The organism is Shimia sp. MMG029, from assembly GCF_027947445.1.
Lineage (GTDB): Bacteria > Pseudomonadota > Alphaproteobacteria > Rhodobacterales > Rhodobacteraceae > Shimia.
Genome location: NZ_JAQJIM010000001.1, coordinates 1,292,979 through 1,309,196 on the forward strand (window position 1 = coordinate 1,292,979; position 16,218 = coordinate 1,309,196).

Consider the following 16,218-nt stretch of genomic DNA (forward strand, 5'->3'; position numbering starts at 1 on the left):
GGTTTGCCTAAGCTTGGACAGACCGGTGTTTCACACCTTCGGATCCGGGTTCACAGTGAAACCATCCACGGCAATCACCTGCCCGCTGATCATCCGCGCTTTGTCAGAACTCAAGAACACCGCCATATCCGCCACATCACGCGCCTCCACAAAGGCACCCAGCGCTGTGCCTGCGGCATAGCCTTCATAAACCGCATCCCGCGTCATGCCTTTGGCCGCCGCTTCCCGCGCCAGAACGCCTTCCATACGCGGCCCTTCCACCGCGCCGGGACAGATCACATTGGCCCGCACACCAAAGCTGCCCAGCTCCATAGCCAGCGTTTTGGTCAGTCCGATCACCGCCCATTTCGCCGCTGCATAAGGTGCGCGATACGGGTAGCCATATTGCCCCGCCGTTGAGCTGGTGATCACAATCGTCCCCTGCCCGGCAGCCTTCATCATAGGCGCCGCGTATTTCGCCGCCAGAAACGCGCCTTCCAGGTTGACCGCCACGCAGGCCTGCCAGTCTTGCAGTTTTATGTCCTCCACCGCCGCTGTTGGCCCAGCAACTCCGGCATTTGCGCAAAGCGCATCCAGCCCGCCCCATGCGGCCTCCACCTCCGCAAAAAGCGCGGCCACGCCCGTCTCATCCGTCACATCAAGCTGCGTCTTGCGCCAGCTATCCGGCACCTCCGCCAAGGCCGCGCCATCCAGATCCGCGACCCAGACCTGCCAGCCTTCACTTGCAAAAGCGTCCGCCATCGCGCGGCCAATACCAGAGCCGCCCGCCGTGATCAGAACCCGCCCGCTCACCGCGGCTGCCCCACATAGCGCCCAGCGCCCTCAGGTGCTGGCAGATCCGCCTGCGCCTCACAGATCATCTTCAGATTGGCCGCGATCTCTGCGCTAAACGGCGCAGGCCGCCGCGTCTCAAGGCTCACATGGATCAGGATATGCTCCCCCGTCGCCAAGAGCTTCTCGCCCGCATACATCTCATGCCAGAGATGCATCTTCTTGCCTTCGCCCATCAACACACGAGTGCGCACCTCAATCACGCTGCCCAGATGGGTCTCGTCGATATGTCGGATATGCGTCTCCGCAGTGAAAAAGCTCCCGCCCGTCGCGATGTAGGCCTGATCACAGCCAATGATCTCCATCAACCGGTCAGTGGCATCGGCAAAAGCATGCAGATAGCGGCTCTCGGTCATATGCCCGTTGTAATCCAGCCAATCGATCGGCACCGCCCGGCGCACGGTCACAATCGGCAAACTCGCATCCACAATCTCGCTGGCCTTGCGCACCATACCCGCCTCGGCAGAGAGCTTGGCGTCATGTTGATTGAGCACCGCACCGGAGGCAAAATCCTGCGCCTTCAAGGCCCGCATCATCGACACAAGGTTGTTGTCGCGAATGCGCTCCATCTCGCGAATGCTCATATGGCCGGACTGTGCATCAGACTGCCCCGCAATCAGATCCACCAGTTCCTCAGTGAACTCGGGCACATCCATGAGCTTGGTCCAGGGCCATTCCAGCGCGGGGCCAAATTGCGCCATGAAATGCTTCATCCCAGCTTCACCGCCCGCCACACGATAGGTGTCAAACAGCCCCATCTGCGCCCAGCGAATGCCAAAGCCCATGCGGATCGCCTCATCAATCTCTTCGGTGGTGGCAATCCCGTCTTTCACCAGCCACAGCGCCTCGCGCCACACGGCCTCCAGAAAACGGTCCGCAATATGGGCATCAATCTCCTTGCGCACATGCAGCGGGAACATCCCCACCCCGGTCAGGATCTCTTTCACCCGCGTCACCATTTCTGGCGGGTTCTTCTCAGTGGGCACCACTTCCACCAGCGGCATCAGATAGACCGGGTTAAACGGATGGGTCACCACAATCTGCGCAGGCCGCGAGGCACAGCCCTGCAATTCACTCGGCTTAAAGCCACTGGTAGAGCTGCCAATGATGGCGTCTTCGGCGCAATGCTCCTGCAGCGTCTGATAGACCTTCCGCTTCAGCTCCAGCCGCTCCGGCACGCTCTCCTGAATCCAAGCTGCGCCGTCCACAGCCTCAGACATGGTGTCATGAAAACTCAGCGCGCCTTCCGCTGGCAAGGCCGTGTCACTCAGCCCCGGCAAGCTCACCCGTGCATTGGCAATCACCTCGCCAATCTTGCGCTCCGCCTCCGGGTCCGGGTCAAACACCCGCACATCCCAGCCATTGAGCAGAAACCGCGCGGCCCATCCGCCGCCAATCACGCCACCGCCAATAACCGCAGCTGTCTTTGTCATCCCTTGTCCTTTCCGCATGATACGGGTCGCTGCACCTCTGTGCGCGCCCTAGTCTCCCTCGAAAAAGGAGACCGCCTATGTCTGTTCACTTTCATCCGTTGCCCGCCGCCGAGGTGGCCGCAATTCGCGCCACCCGCATCGATTCCTATGGCAACCCCGTGGAGCGCGCGATATGTGACGGCCCCGGTTTTCCCTGCCGGTCCTGTCTGACAGAAACCGCCGCCGGGGAACCCTTCCTCACGCTCGCCCACCGCCCCTTTGAGGGACAAAACCCCTTCACCGAAACCGGTCCGATCTATCTCTGTGAAAGCTGTGAGGGCACGCCGCCAAGCGCTACGCTTCCGGCGATCCTGAGCGCGCCCACCCATATTGTGCGTGGCTACAGCGCGGATGAACGGATTGTCTACGGCACGGGACAAGTCAGCCCGACAGCAGACATCAGCACTTATGCCGCCGCTCTGCTGGCGCGGGACGACATCGCTTTTGTCGATGTGCGCAGCGCCTCCAACAACTGTTTCCTGTGTCGGATCAAGCCGGCCTGAAACGCGCAACCCCGCGGCGGCGCAGCGCGAAAAAGGCTGAGCAACGGCCTTTCTTAACCTTTGCACCGCCGATTCAGGGACCGTTTTTGGCACCGACGCAATACCGTAGGGATACCGACGCGATACCGACGTGTTGTGTTTTTGGCCAAACAGCGCGCGGTGGGCCCAAAAGCCTGCAAAGCTTACCACGCCGCGCGCAGCTGTTGCGCCGCCCTCCCGCAAGGTCTCAGCCCTTCGGCGCGCGTTTCACCAGCCCCAGCTTTTCGCGTACTTCTGCCGGGCCAATCACCCGCGCACCCATGTTCTCAATGATCGTGCCCGCGCGCTCCACAAGCTGCCAGTTCTCAGCCAGCACCCCTTTGTCGAGCCACAGATTGTCCTCCAGCCCCACACGCACATTGCCACCCGCCAGCACCGCAGCCGCCACATAGGCCATCTGATGGCGCCCCAGAGCAAAGGCGCTAAACGTCCACTCATCCGGCACATTGTTGACCATCGCCATAAAGGTATTGAGATCATCCGGCGCGCCCCATGGCACGCCCATGCAGAGCTGCACAAGCGCATTGGGCTCCAGCACGCCATCTTTGACCAGCTGTTTGGCATACCACAGATGCCCGGTGTCAAAGGCTTCAATCTCGGGCTTAACCCCCAAATCTGTCATCATTTTTCCCATCGCCGTCAGCATGCCCGGCGTGTTGGTCATCACATAGTCGGCCTCGGCAAAGTTCATCGTGCCGCAATCCAATGTGCAGATCTCCGGCAGGCATTCCGCCACATGGGCCACACGCTCGGTGGCCCCCACCATATCTGTGCCCGCCACGGTGGGCAGAGGGGTTTCCACCCCGCCAAACACCATGTCGCCGCCCATGCCGGCGGTCAGATTCAGCACCATGTCGACCTCGCTGTCGCGGATGCGGTCTGTTACCTCACGATAAAGCCCCAGATCACGGCTCGGCGCGCCGGTTTCCGGGTCACGCACATGGCAATGCACCACCGCCGCGCCCGCCTTGGCCGCCGCAATCGCACTGTCGGCAATCTGCTTGGGGCTGCGCGGCACATGCGGGCTGCGATCCTGCGTGCCACCCGATCCGGTCACGGCACAGGTGATGAAAACCTCACGATTCATTTGCAGCGGCATGGTGATTCCTTTCTTGATTCTTGCCCAACCGTACCGCTCTTGCCGCGCAACACTTTTCATTTTACGAAAGAAACATGCCTCAATCCGCAGAAATCAGCGTTTTTCACCCAAACCCCGCGCCGCTCAACACGGCCATTTTGGTACTGGATGAGTGCAACACGCTGAGCTTTGCCGCCACAGTAGACCCAATGCGCGCCGCCAACCGCCGCGCTGGAAAAACGCTTTTCAAATGGCAGTTTTTCACCGCAGATGGCACCCCTGCCACCCTCACCAGCGGACTTGAAATACACGGCCCAGCCCTCTCCGAACTGGACAGCTGTGACCTTCTTTTTGTGGTCGCAGGCTTTCGTCTGGAAGAACAATCAACGCCACGCCTAGGGGCCTCACTACGCCGTATCTATGCCTCTGGTGCCTCTCTTGCCGCAATCGACGGCGGACCATGGCTCGTCGCGCGTGCCGGGCTTCTGGACGGCCATGAAGCAACGACTCACTGGGAAGATCTCGAAAACTTCTCCCAACAATTCCCGCAGGTTAAAACGCTTCAGGACCGGTTTTGCCTCTCTGGCCGCATCGCCACATCCGGCGGGGCCAGCCCCTGTATCGACATGATGATGCACCTGATTGCCAGCCGTTTCAGCCCCGATCTCGCACGCCGCGTCGGCAGCGCTTTTCTCTACGATCCGATGCCCTCTCAGGCACAAAGCCCTACGTCTACGCCACGCCAGATGCGCCAACACCCGCAAGTTGGCCGTGCGCTGGATGTCATGGCCCGCGCGCTCGACACGCCGCTCTCCATCCCTGCCATCGCGTCAATCCTCGGCACCTCAACCCGCACGCTGGAGCAGCGTTTTGCCGCGCATCTGAACAGCTCGCCACAGGCCACATATCTGCACCTGCGCCTCGAAGAAGCCCTGCGCCTCGCCACAGACACCCGCCTGCCAGTGCACGACATCGCCCTCGCAACAGGCTTCAACAGCCCCACCAGCTTCGCCCGCACCTTCAAAAAGGCCCATGGCACCTCGGTCAGAGAGCTGCGCAAAAAGCGCAGCTAACCGTCAATTTTAGTTGGAAATATCGCTAGCGCGCAGCGGCAAAAATCGCCTCGACATTCAGATGCGCTTCAACGTGATCTGCCAGACGATCCAGCACCGCCTGCACCGTGGCGTCATAGCCCTCGTTGCCCACCTGCGCGCCCAGCGCGGTCAGCCAGGCCCGGCGAAACCCATCGTCGCGGAACATGCCGTGCAGATAGCTCCCGGCCACCTGCCCTCCGGCTGACACAGCCCCCTCATCGCGCCCGTCCACCTGCGCAAAGGGTCGCGTCCGATCCGGCCCATCCGTGCGCCCGATGTGGATTTCATAGCCCCGAAACGCCTCACCGGAGGCCACATGCACCGCCTCCGTTTCCGTCAGACGTTTGTCCGGTGTCATCACTGTTTCCACATCCAAAAGCCCAAGCCCTTCGGTTTCGCCAGCAGGCCCTTCGATACCCTCCGGATCCTTCACGACCGCGCCAAGCATTTGATATCCGCCACAAATCCCAAGCACATGCCCACCGCGCCGCACATGCGCGGCGAGATCAACATCCCAGCCCTGCTCCCGCAGAAACGCCAGATCGCCCCGGGTCGATTTGCTGCCCGGAATGATCACCACATCCGCATCGCCGGGGATCGGCTCCCCCGCGCGCAACATGGTCAGCGACACGCCCGGCTCCTGCGCCAGCGGGTCCAGATCGTCGAAGTTCGCAATCCGAGAGAGCCCCAGACAAACCACTTTCAAACCGCCATCACGCTCGGCATTCTTGATGTCCAGCGCATCCTCGGCAGGCAATTTCCACGCCTCCCCGAAATAGGGCAACACCCCAAAACCGGCCCAGCCTGTGGTCTCTTTGATCAGGTCGTAACCGTCATCAAACAGGCTCGGATCACCGCGAAACTTGTTGATCAGGAAGCCCACAACCAGCGCTGCGTCCTCCTCGGAAATCACCGCCTGCGTCCCGACAACTTGCGCAATCACGCCACCCCGGTCGATGTCACCGGCCAGCACCACAGGCACCTCTGCGGCCTGTGCAAAGCCCATATTGGCGATATCTCCGGCCCGAAGATTGACCTCCGCCGGGCTGCCCGCGCCCTCAACAATCACCAGATCACTTTTTGATTTCAGCCGGTTAAAGCTCTCAAGCACCGCCTCAAGCAACTGCGGCTTGAACTTGGCATACTCCCGCGCCTTCACCGTGGTCAGCCGCTTTCCCTGCACCACCACCTGTGAGCCCACATCGGTTTCCGGCTTCAAAAGCACTGGGTTCATGTCCACAGTCAGCGCCTTGCCGCAGGCCAGCGCCTGCAACGCTTGCGCCCGGCCGATCTCGCCGCCATCAGAGGTCACAGCCGCGTTGTTGGACATGTTCTGCGGCTTAAACGGTGCCACAGACAGACCCCGACGCGTCGCCGCCCGGCACAACCCCGCCACAAGCATCGACTTGCCAACGTTGGAGCCTGTGCCCTGAATCATAATCGCTTTGCCCATGGCTCAGCCCTGTTTTGGGAGGAAGGCCTCCACCGCCGCAGAGGCGATGACAAGCACGTTTCCGTCATCGGGATTTGTCACATTCATACCCCCAAAGACCGCTTTCACCTCCGCGCGCCCGCGTGGCAAACGCGCAACCAATGCGTCACAATCCACTTGCTCCGGGTCTTGGACGCCGACTGTCACCTGCACACGCATCTCTTTGGGATCTTTGCCTAAAGCGGCAAACATCGGGATCGAAGAATGGCGAATCGCATCCTCGATCGCACGGGCCGCAGCCTTGGTGTAATCCTGCCCGTATTGGTCGTTGCCCATGCCCATTTCGATGATGAAACGCTGCTCGCTCATGCCGCGACCTCCACATCCAAAGCCACCGAAATCGCCACATTGGACATCACCGTAGGGTTGCCCCCATCATTGCGCGGCACGTCCAGCCCGCCTTTGACCGGCACAACTGTGACCTGCCCATAAGGGAAGATCGCCGCAATCACCGCGGTGTCAATCTGCTCCGGTTGCTGCACCGCCACCTCAACGGTGATGATCATCTCTGATTTGTCCTTGCCGAACAACTCCGCCAGATTGATCGAATTGTGCCACAGCGCGTCTTTCACAGCCCGGCTCGCCGCCTCGGTGTAGTCCTGACGGCGCAGCGAAGAGCCCATGCCAAATTCGGTGAGAAGGCGTTTGATCGCCATCAGAACTCCACCCCCGCCTGCGCTTTGATGCCATCGCGGAACGGATGTTTCAGCAGGGTCATCTCCGTCACCAGATCGGCGGCCTCAATCAGCTCCGGCTTGGCATTGCGTCCAGTCAAAAGAACGTGAGTCATGTCCGGCTTTTCGCTCAGCAGAAAATCGACCACCTCGTCGATATCCAGATAGTCGTTGCGCAGCGCGATGTTGATTTCATCCAGCATCACAAAGCGATTTGCCGGATCACGGATCAGCTCTTTAGCAAGCTCCCAGCCCGCCTGCGCTTTGGCAATGTCACGCTCACGATCCTGCGTCTCCCAGGTAAACCCTTCCCCTGAAACGTGAAATTTCACCTCATCTTTGAAGTGCGTGCGCAGAAAATCTCTCTCTCCCGTCGCCCAGGTCCCCTTGATAAACTGCACCACGGCGACGGGCATGCCATGCGAAATACAGCGCATGATCATACCAAACCCAGACGAGCTCTTGCCCTTGCCCGGCCCGGTGTGGACCATGATGAGGCCCTTTTCCTCGGTCTTGGTGGCCATCATACGGTCCCGCGCTGCCTTGATTTTCGCCATCTTGGCCTTGTGGCGTTCGTTCTGATCCGTGTTTTCAGACATTCGTGCCTCTCCGTTCCCGCTTGACTTGGCCGCAATCATTGCCCATTCGAGGTGTCGTTGGTTCCTGCTCCCTCGGGGCAGGTGAAAAGGGAATGTGAAACGGGTCCGACGTCAAGGCCCAAAGCGCAGCCGCCCCCGCGACCGTGACCGGAGAGGTCCGCCACAGCCACTGGAGCGATCCGGGAAGGCAGGAGGGCCACCAGAGCGCAAGCTCTGAAATCTGCAAGCCGGGAGACCTGCCAGCGGAGAAGACATAAACCGGACGGGGTGTTTCGGTGTTGGGCTCTCTTTATGATGTCCCGTGTGCCCCCGTCCCTGCGAAGGGACCAAAACTGATGGCTGATGCATCCGCTCCAGTCGACCTGCTTGTCTGCACCACCTGCCGTGCAGGTCAGCCCACCGACATTGAAGGGCCACGCCCCGGCACCCAGCTGTTTGAAGCCCTCAGGGCGTCAGATTTGCCGGACAACGTGACTGTGAAAGGCGTGGCATGCTTTTCCAACTGCGACTCTGGCTGCTCGGTCACCATTCGTGGTGGCGATGAACGCTGGACCTACGTCTATGGCAATTTCACTGGCGCAGACGACGCGGAGCTGGTTGCCGAGGGCGTGACCAAATACGCCGAAACCGTCGATGGGCTGGTGCCTTGGCGTGAACGCTCGACCCACTTCCGCAAAAACTGCATTGCACGCATTCCCCCACTGGAGATCCCTGAATGAGCACTCTTGAAAAACTTCCCGTCACCGTCATCACCGGCTTTCTGGGATCCGGCAAAACAACGCTGGTGCGCAACCTCATGACAAAGCCGCAGGGCAAACGCCTCGCAGTAATCGTGAATGAATTTGGCGATGTTGGCGTGGATGGCGAGATCCTGAAATCCTGCGCAATTCCGGACTGCCCAGCGGAAAACATCATGGAGCTGGCGAATGGCTGCATCTGCTGCACCGTGGCCGATGATTTCATCCCCACGATCGAAGCCCTGATGAACCTTGAGACCCGCCCAGAGCACATCCTGATTGAAACCTCTGGCCTGGCCTTGCCAAAACCGCTGCTGAAGGCGTTTGACTGGCCCGATATCCGCTCCAAGATCACTGTGGACGGCGTGATCGCTCTGGCTGATGCGGAGGCTGTCGCCGATGGCCGCTTTGCAACTGATGTGGCTGCTGTGGATGCGCAGCGCGAAGCGGATGAAGGTCTGGATCACGAAACCCCTCTGTCTGAGGTGTTTCTCGATCAAATCAACTGCGCCGACATCGTGCTTTTGACAAAACCTGACCTCGCAGGCCCCGAGGGCGTTGCCAAGGCCAAAGAGATCGTCCTGTCAAAAGCACCCCGCGCCCTGCCGGTGGTTGAAGTGGCTGAAGGCGATGTAGACCCGCGTGTGATCCTTGGTCTGGAAGCCGCCGCAGAAGACGATCTGGAGGCCCGCCCTTCCCATCACGAAGATCATCATCACGCGCATGATCACGACGATCACCATCATGACGACGACCATCACCATGATCACCACCACGACCACAATCACGATGCTTTCAACAGCATTGTCGTGGATGTGCCTGAACAATCCGATCCTGCGGCTTTTGCTGCCAAGATTGAAAAAATGGCCAAAGATCTCAACATTCTGCGCGTCAAAGGCTACGCCGCGGTTGAAGGCAAACCGATGCGCCTTTTGGTGCAGGCGGTGGGCGCACGCGTGCGGCATCAGTTTGATCGCCCATGGAAGGCCGAAGAAGGCCGTCAGGGCCGGATGGTCGTGATTGCTGAACATCATGACGTAAATGTGGATGCGATCCACGCAGCTCTGGTAGACTAAACTGCCATGCATGTAGTCTTTCGCGAAAGCCATGGCCTTGATGAGGCCGAAACCCCGATGGATCTGGGCCAGTCCCCGGCCGATCTGGTGGTGCTGTCTTTTTCTGACAGCGACCTTGGGGCTTTCGCGGCAGGCTGGCACCGCAGCAATGGCGATCTGCCAACGCTGCGCCTTGCCAATCTGACAGCGTTGAAACACCCGCTGTCAGTCGACACCTATATTGACCAAACGCTGTCTGGCGCCAAAGCCATCCTTATCCGTCTGATTGGCGGCATTTCTTACTGGCAATACGGCATTCAACAGGTGCAGGCCCTTGCAGCGGAAAAGGACATCGCCCTAGCGGTGCTGCCCGCAGATGGCCGCCCTGACACACGATTGGATGAGGTGTCCACCCTCCCGGTGTCCACTCTGCACCGCCTGACGCATCTTTGCGACACCGGCGGCGCCATTGCCGCACAGGCCGCTTTGGCACAACTCGCCCTGTCTGCAGGGCTTTATGCCAAGCCGGTCATGGGCTCCAAAGCCCTGCCGGATCACGGCGGCTGGACGCCTGAGACGGGCCTATCTGATCCTCTTGCTGCGCGCGATCCTGCAAAACCACTGATTGCCCTGACCTTTTATCGTGCTTACGTCAGTTCCGCCGACACCGCGCCAATTGAGGCCATGTTTGAGGAGTTTCGCGCACGAGGTTTTGATGTGGTGGGCCTGTTTGCCCCTTCCCTCAAAGTGCCCGCATCGGCCGCATGGCTAGCCGAAACCCTGCGCACCCTTGCACCTGCCGCCATTGTGAATGCCACGTCGTTCTCCGGCAAAGGGGCCGATGGCACCTCGCCTTTGGACGCCACCGAAGCACCCGTTTTTCAGGTGGCGCTGGCCACCTCCCGCAAAAAAGCCTGGGCAGAGGCAGAACGTGGCCTCGCGCCTTCTGACCTCGCCATGCATGTGGTTCTGCCTGAAGTGGATGGCCGCCTCTTTGCCGGCGTCGCCTCATTCAAGGAGCCGGGCAAAAAGGACCCGGCACTGGAATACTCTCGCTTTGCCCACCGCCCCGTGCCAGAGCGGATCATGGCAATTGCCGACAAGGTCGAGGGTTGGGTGCGTCTTGCGCAAAAGCCCAACGCAGAAAAACAACTCGCTTGTGTGCTCTCCACCTACCCCGGCAAAGACTGGAACATGGCCCACGCGGTTGGGCTGGACCCGCTCGCAAGTGTTGAGGCGATCCTGTCTGACTTTGCCGAGGATGGTTTTGAAACCGGTCACGCCGACAGCGCACTGGCGGACGCGCTGCTGGGAGAACCCCTCACATGGTCGCTGGCGGAATATAAGTCCGCGCTCAGCACCCTGCCGCAGGCACTGCAAGAGGATCTTGCCACCGCATGGGGCGCGCCAGAGGATGATCCCACCGTCGCAGGCGATGCCTTCACCTTCAAGGCCACAAAACGCGGCAACATCCTGATCGCGTTGCAACCAGAGCGCGGCACCGATCAGCTGCGAGAAGACGAGTACCACGATCTTTCCCGCGTGCCGCGCCATTCCTATGTGGCTTTCTATCTCTGGCTCCGGCAGACACAGTGTGTTGACGCGCTACTACATATTGGCGCCCATGGTACGCTTGAATGGCTGCCCGGCAAATCTGTTGCCTTGTCTGAAGCCTGCTGGCCCGAAGTGCTGATTGGCAACGTACCGGTGATCTACCCGTTTATCGTGAACGACCCCGGCGAGGCCGCACAAGCCAAGCGTCGCATCAACGCGCTCACATTGGGGCATGTGCCGCCGCCGCTCAAAGCCAGCGCAACACCGCAGCGTTTTGCGCGTCTGGAAACGCTTCTGGATGAGTTCTCCAATGCGGACGGCCTAGATCCCAAGCGCCGGGACCGGCTGCAATCTGACATTAAGGGCGAGGCCGAAGCTCTTGGCCTAAAATCAGAACTTGGCCTTGATGACGTGACTTGTCTCGCCGAGACCATCACCCGCATCGACACTTTTGTTTGTGACATCAAGGAAAGCCAATTCGGCGACGGGCTGCATGTCTTTGGCCGCGCGCCAGAGCAGGCTGGCGCGTTTGATGCAGCCCCCTCTGCTCACGCAGAACGCGCCGCGCTCACCCGCGCCTTAGCAGGCAAACGCATTGAGGCAGGCCCCTCCGGTTCGCCCTATCGCGGACGCAAAGATGTGCTGCCCACGGGCCGCAATCTCTTCACCACCGACCCACGGTCTGTGCCCTCGCGTTCCGCCTATGCGCAGGGTGTGAAACTGGCCGAAGAGCTGGTGCGTCGTCATCTGCAAGAAGAAGGCGACTATCCCAAAAACCTGATTGTGGATCTCTGGGGCAGCGCCACCATGCGCACCGCAGGCGAAGAGTTTGCCATGGCGCTGCATCTCTTGGGCGCAAAACCTGTCTGGGACGAAGGCAGCGAGCGGGTCTCCGGCGTTGAAATCCTGCCCATCGCTCTGCTGGACCGCCCCCGGATTGATGTCACCCTGCGTGTCTCTGGTCTGTTCCGAGATGTCTTTCCAACGCTCTCCACCCTCTTTGGTCAGGCTGTCAAAGCTTTGGCAGAACGCGACGAAGCCGCCGACTGGAACCCATTCGCGGGCCGCATCACGGCCCCTCGCGTCTATGGCCCCGCGCCCGGCAGCTACGGCCTTGGCATGGGCCACGACATTGAAAATTACTCAGACGAAGGCCGCAAAGCCGCAGGCGAGGCTTGGCTCAACGCGTCCTCTTATGCTTTTGATGGCGACAAGATCACCAAAGACGCAGCTGGCATTCGCGCGCTGGTGGGCGCCGCAGACAGCTTTGTTCACCTGCAGGACATGCCGGAAACCGACCTCCTGCTGGCGTCTGATTATGCCACCCACGAGGCAGGCTTTGCCGCCGCGCAAAAGATCACCGGCGGCAATGCCAACCTTTATCATGTGGACAACACCAACCCGGAAAACCCCCGCGCCCGCAGCCTGACCGAAGAAATCGCGCGTGTGGTGCACGCCCGCGCCACCAACCCGGATTGGCTGGCTGGCATGATGCGTCACGGTTTCCGCGGCGGTGCCGAAATCGCCGCAACGCTGGAGCATATGGCCGCCTTTGCCAATCTGGCAGGTGCAGTGCCACCACAGCTGTTTGACGCCTATCATGATGCCACTCTTGGCGATGATGGCGTTGTCGATTTTCTACAAAAAGAAAACCCGCAGGCATTGGTCGCGATGCGAGATCGTTTCGCCGCGCTCTATGAGGCCGGGCTCTGGGTCACCCGCCGCAACTCCATTCTGGCGGAGCTTGAGCAACTGCCATGAGCCGCCCCGCCGCCAAAGGCTGGTGCCCCGGTGCCTACAAGCCCATGATGTCTGGCGACGGACTGGTTGTGCGCGTGCGCCCGATGCTGGCGCGGCTGACACAGGCGCAGGTGCTCGGCCTCTGCGCCACAGCACAGAAATTTGGCTCTGGCTTGATCGATCTCACCAGCCGCGCCAACCTGCAAATCCGCGGCGTGGCAGAAGCAGATCACGAGGCCGTTCTGGAACGTCTCGCAAATCTTGGCCTGCTGCCAGATGATCCCCTTCTGGAAAGCCGCCGCAACATCCTGATCCCGCCGCTCTGGCAAGCCGGAGACGAAACCGACCGGATCGCAAACGCACTGGTTGCTCGTTTGGGCGAGTTCCCCGAGCTGCCCGCAAAAATGGGCTTTGCCATAGACATTGATGGCCCACCGCAATTTTCTCAGAACTCGGCGGACTTTCGGCTGGAGCGCTCTTGTGATGGCGCATTGATCTTACGCGCTGATGGGGCCTCACATGGGCGGCTTGTGACCGCAGAGACAGCCGTTGATGCCCTCATCGAAATGGCAAACTGGTTTGTCAAAACCGATGGCCCCTCTCACCGACGCATGGCTGCGCATGTGGCGCTGACCCCGCCACCGGCGGATTGGCAAGACGCCCTGCCCGTAGCGATAAACACAGCGCTGAAACCCGGCAGAGTCGAACTGGGAACCATCTTTGGCGCAGTTTTTGGCCAGATCGAAGCCGAAGCTCTTGCAACCCTAGTTCGTGAAACCAAAGGAAAAGCCCTGCGGGTCACACCGTGGCGCCTCTTCCTGTTGGAAGGTGCCGACGCCGTTGAAACCGTGGACTTCATCACAGAAGCACGCGACCCTTTGCTACAAATCGATGCCTGTCCCGGCGCGCCGCTCTGCACATCCTCAACCGTGGAAACCAGACAGCTTGCCCGCACACTCGCCAAAGAAACGCGCGGGCCGATGCACGTTTCCGGATGTGCCAAAGGCTGCGCGCGTCCACGCCCCTGCGCCACCACGCTGGTTGGGCATGACGGCGCATTTGATCTTGTCAAAAACGGCCGTCCATGGGATGCGCCCACAAAAACTGGTCTGACACCTCAACAGCTGACCACCGCCTTGGGAGAGTTTTGATGCCTTATGAATACGAAAAGAATGGTCAGGCGATCTATGATGAAAGCTTTGCCACCATTCGCCGCGAGGCGGAACTTGCTGACTTCGATAAAGACGAAGAGCAAGTTGTTGTCCGCATGATCCACGCCGCGGGCATGGTCGGTTTGGAAAAACACGTGAAATTCACCCCCGGCATGGTGGCTGCGGCCCGCAAAGCCATGGAAGACGGCGCGCCGATTTTCTGTGATGCGCGCATGGTCAGCGAAGGCGTGACCCGCCCGCGTCTGCCCGCAGACAATGATGTGATCTGCACCCTGCACGCCGACGGCATCCATGCGCTGGCCAAAGAAATGGGCAACACCCGCTCCGCTGCTGCGCTTGAGCATTGGCGTGACCGTCTTGGCGGGGCCATTGTCGCCATCGGCAACGCCCCCACCGCGCTGTTCCACCTCCTGAACATGCTCGAAGATCCCGACTGCCCCCGCCCCGCCGCCATCATCGGTTGCCCCGTGGGCTTTGTCGGCGCAATGGAAAGCAAAGACGCGCTTTGGGCGGATCAACCTGTGCCCTGCATGATCGTCGAAGGCCGCCTAGGCGGCTCCGCTATGACAGTGGCCGCCATTAACGCCATCGCGAGCCGCAAAGAATGACACAGACAGGTACCATCCACGGCGTTGGCCTCGGCCCCGGCGATCCCGACCTCATGAGCGTGCGCGCGCACCGTCTTCTGACCGGTGCCAAACATGTAGCATTCTTCCGCAAGGCAGGCCGCAAAGGCCAAGCCCGTCAGATTGTCGAAGGGCTGCTACCTGAGGGTGTGATCGAATTCCCGATGGAATATCCGGTCACCACCGAAATCCCGCTGTCTGATCCGCGCTACAATGAAATCCTGTCGCAGTTTTACGAGGATGTGACCCAGCATCTGATCCGCCTCGCGCAGGCGGGCGACGATGTTGTGGTGCTTTGTGAGGGCGACCCGTTCTTTTATGGCTCTTTCATGCACATCTATGAGCGCGTACGCAAAGTAGTGCCCGTCAACGTGGTGCCCGCCATCACCGGCATGTCCGGCGCGTGGACAGCCACAGGCGCCCCGATCACCTGGGGTGACGATGTATTGACCGTGCTCACCGGCACCCTGCCGCAAGACACGCTGACCGACTACATCGCGCGCACAGACTCTCTGGTGGTGATGAAGATCGGCACCAACTTTGAGAAGGTCATCGCCGCCCTCAAATCCGCAGACCGTTATGAGGATGCCTGGATCGTGCAATACGCCACCATGCCCAAGCAGACGGTGACAAAACTCTCGGAAATGACCGACGACGTGACGCCTTACTTCTCGATCATTGTTGTACATGGTCAGGGGCGCCGCCCATGAGCACGTCAGAACAAGGCTGGGTCCAAATCGTCGGCATCGGCCCCGGAGATGAAGCGCTGGTGACCCCACAGGTGCAGGCCGCGTTGGCTGAGGCCACCGATGCGGTGGGCTATATTCCCTATGTGGAACGTGTGGCAGCTAACCCGAACTTGACCCTACACCCGTCAGACAACCGTGTTGAAATCGACCGCTCCCGCCATGCCCTGGAAATGGCCTCTGAGGGCAAACGTGTGGTTGTGGTCTCCTCCGGCGATCCGGGCGTGTTTGCCATGGCTGCTGCGGTGTTTGAAGCGGTGGAACATGGCGAGGCCGCATGGCGCGATCTCGACATCCGCGTGCTGCCCGGCATCACTGCCATGCTGGCGGCCTCTGCGGCATGTGGCGCGCCACTGGGCCATGACTTCTGCGCCATCAACCTCAGCGACAATCTCAAGCCTTGGGAGCTGATCGACAAACGCCTGCGTCTGGCCGCTGAGGCAGATTTCGCCATGGCTTTCTACAACCCGCGCTCCAAGTCCCGTCCAGAAGGCTTTGAAAAAGCACTCAAAACCCTGAAAGACGCCTGTGGTGACAACCGCCCAATGATCTTTGCCCGCAATGTGTCGCGCCCGGATCAGACCATCAAAATTGTGCCGCTTCAGGACACCACGCCGGATATGGCAGACATGCGCACGGTGGTGCTGCTTGGCTCCAGCCAGACCCGCATCATCACGCGCGACGGCGCGCCGATTGTCTACACGCCTCGGTCGGTGGCTGGCTAAATGTCAGTCATGGCCCCTCGCCAAAAGGGCCGCGACCGATCCTGGGAGGAAGCAAAGCGCCCTCCCGTGGGGAGGGTCGGG

At 60.5% G+C, this 16,218-nt stretch carries 16 protein-coding genes and 1 riboswitch; of the genes, 9 read left to right on the top strand and 7 right to left on the bottom strand.

Features of this window, described 5'->3' with window-relative positions; genetic code table 11:
* Nucleotides 1-30 precede the first annotated feature (30 nt).
* A complete protein-coding gene (locus tag PJL69_RS06180) occupies nucleotides 31-792 on the bottom strand; it encodes an SDR family oxidoreductase (protein ID WP_271308858.1) in 762 nt (253 codons plus the stop codon).
* Nucleotides 789-2,264: a carnitine 3-dehydrogenase gene (locus PJL69_RS06185; protein WP_271308859.1), complete on the bottom strand. Its 1,476-nt coding sequence runs from the start codon at nucleotides 2,262-2,264 to the stop codon at nucleotides 789-791. Before PJL69_RS06185 ends, PJL69_RS06180 begins: the two co-directional genes overlap by 4 nt.
* Nucleotides 2,265-2,341: 77 nt before the next feature.
* On the opposite strand from PJL69_RS06185, the gene PJL69_RS06190 reads away from it, so the two are divergent.
* Nucleotides 2,342-2,806 carry a DUF1203 domain-containing protein gene (locus PJL69_RS06190; RefSeq protein WP_271308860.1) on the top strand — a complete coding sequence of 155 codons (465 nt, stop codon included), beginning with the start codon at nucleotides 2,342-2,344 and terminating at the stop codon, nucleotides 2,804-2,806.
* A gap of 226 nt (nucleotides 2,807-3,032) precedes the next feature.
* Here PJL69_RS06190 and PJL69_RS06195 read toward each other — a convergent pair whose 3' ends face one another.
* Nucleotides 3,033-3,944 carry a 3-keto-5-aminohexanoate cleavage protein gene (locus PJL69_RS06195; protein WP_271308861.1) on the bottom strand — a complete coding sequence of 304 codons (912 nt, stop codon included), beginning with the start codon at nucleotides 3,942-3,944 and terminating at the stop codon, nucleotides 3,033-3,035.
* A gap of 74 nt (nucleotides 3,945-4,018) precedes the next feature.
* Between PJL69_RS06195 and PJL69_RS06200 the strand changes: the two genes are divergently transcribed.
* Entirely contained in the window at nucleotides 4,019-4,996 is a 978-nt protein-coding gene (locus tag PJL69_RS06200) for a GlxA family transcriptional regulator (protein ID WP_271308862.1), read from the top strand.
* Nucleotides 4,997-5,021: 25 nt separating this feature from the next.
* On the opposite strand, the gene PJL69_RS06205 is transcribed toward PJL69_RS06200, so the two are convergent.
* The 4 genes from PJL69_RS06205 to cobO are packed head-to-tail and all read right to left on the bottom strand — an operon-like array spanning nucleotide 5,022 to nucleotide 7,782.
* Nucleotides 5,022-6,470, bottom strand: a complete 1,449-nt coding sequence (locus tag PJL69_RS06205) for a cobyric acid synthase (RefSeq protein ID WP_271308863.1) — start codon at nucleotides 6,468-6,470, stop codon at nucleotides 5,022-5,024.
* A 3-nt stretch (nucleotides 6,471-6,473) separates the two neighbouring features.
* Nucleotides 6,474-6,818, bottom strand: a complete 345-nt coding sequence (locus PJL69_RS06210) for a Lin0512 family protein (RefSeq protein WP_271308864.1) — start codon at nucleotides 6,816-6,818, stop codon at nucleotides 6,474-6,476.
* Nucleotides 6,815-7,165, bottom strand: coding sequence for a Lin0512 family protein (locus tag PJL69_RS06215; RefSeq protein WP_271308865.1), 351 nt, complete (start codon nucleotides 7,163-7,165; stop codon nucleotides 6,815-6,817). The genes PJL69_RS06210 and PJL69_RS06215 overlap by 4 nt, the downstream gene beginning before the upstream one ends.
* Entirely contained in the window at nucleotides 7,165-7,782 is a 618-nt protein-coding gene (gene cobO / locus PJL69_RS06220; protein WP_271308866.1) for a cob(I)yrinic acid a,c-diamide adenosyltransferase, read from the bottom strand. The genes PJL69_RS06215 and cobO overlap by 1 nt, the downstream gene beginning before the upstream one ends.
* Before the next feature lie 41 nt (nucleotides 7,783-7,823).
* A riboswitch (cobalamin riboswitch) is annotated at nucleotides 7,824-8,040 on the top strand.
* Nucleotides 8,041-8,117: 77 nt separating this feature from the next.
* Between cobO and PJL69_RS06225 the strand changes: the two genes are divergently transcribed.
* Genes PJL69_RS06225 through cobJ form a run of 7 tightly spaced genes read left to right on the top strand, consistent with a single transcriptional unit; the run spans nucleotide 8,118 to nucleotide 16,137 of the window.
* Nucleotides 8,118-8,501, top strand: a complete 384-nt coding sequence (locus PJL69_RS06225) for a DUF1636 domain-containing protein (RefSeq protein WP_271308867.1) — start codon at nucleotides 8,118-8,120, stop codon at nucleotides 8,499-8,501.
* A complete protein-coding gene (cobW, locus tag PJL69_RS06230; protein WP_271308868.1) occupies nucleotides 8,498-9,595 on the top strand; it encodes a cobalamin biosynthesis protein CobW in 1,098 nt (365 codons plus the stop codon). Before PJL69_RS06225 ends, cobW begins: the two co-directional genes overlap by 4 nt.
* A 6-nt stretch (nucleotides 9,596-9,601) precedes the next feature.
* Nucleotides 9,602-12,889, top strand: coding sequence for a cobaltochelatase subunit CobN (gene cobN / locus PJL69_RS06235; protein WP_271308869.1), 3,288 nt, complete (start codon nucleotides 9,602-9,604; stop codon nucleotides 12,887-12,889).
* On the top strand, nucleotides 12,886-14,019 hold the full coding sequence (locus tag PJL69_RS06240) for a cobalamin biosynthesis protein CobG (protein ID WP_271308870.1): 1,134 nt from the start codon (nucleotides 12,886-12,888) through the stop codon (nucleotides 14,017-14,019). Before cobN ends, PJL69_RS06240 begins: the two co-directional genes overlap by 4 nt.
* Nucleotides 14,019-14,648, top strand: coding sequence for a precorrin-8X methylmutase (locus tag PJL69_RS06245; protein ID WP_271308871.1), 630 nt, complete (start codon nucleotides 14,019-14,021; stop codon nucleotides 14,646-14,648). The genes PJL69_RS06240 and PJL69_RS06245 overlap by 1 nt, the downstream gene beginning before the upstream one ends.
* Nucleotides 14,645-15,376 (top strand): precorrin-2 C(20)-methyltransferase, encoded by a 732-nt coding sequence (gene cobI, locus PJL69_RS06250; RefSeq protein WP_271308872.1) that lies wholly within the window; start codon nucleotides 14,645-14,647, stop codon nucleotides 15,374-15,376. The genes PJL69_RS06245 and cobI overlap by 4 nt, the downstream gene beginning before the upstream one ends.
* A complete protein-coding gene (gene cobJ / locus PJL69_RS06255) occupies nucleotides 15,373-16,137 on the top strand; it encodes a precorrin-3B C(17)-methyltransferase (protein WP_271308873.1) in 765 nt (254 codons plus the stop codon). Before cobI ends, cobJ begins: the two co-directional genes overlap by 4 nt.
* The last annotated feature ends 81 nt before the right edge of the window (nucleotides 16,138-16,218 follow it).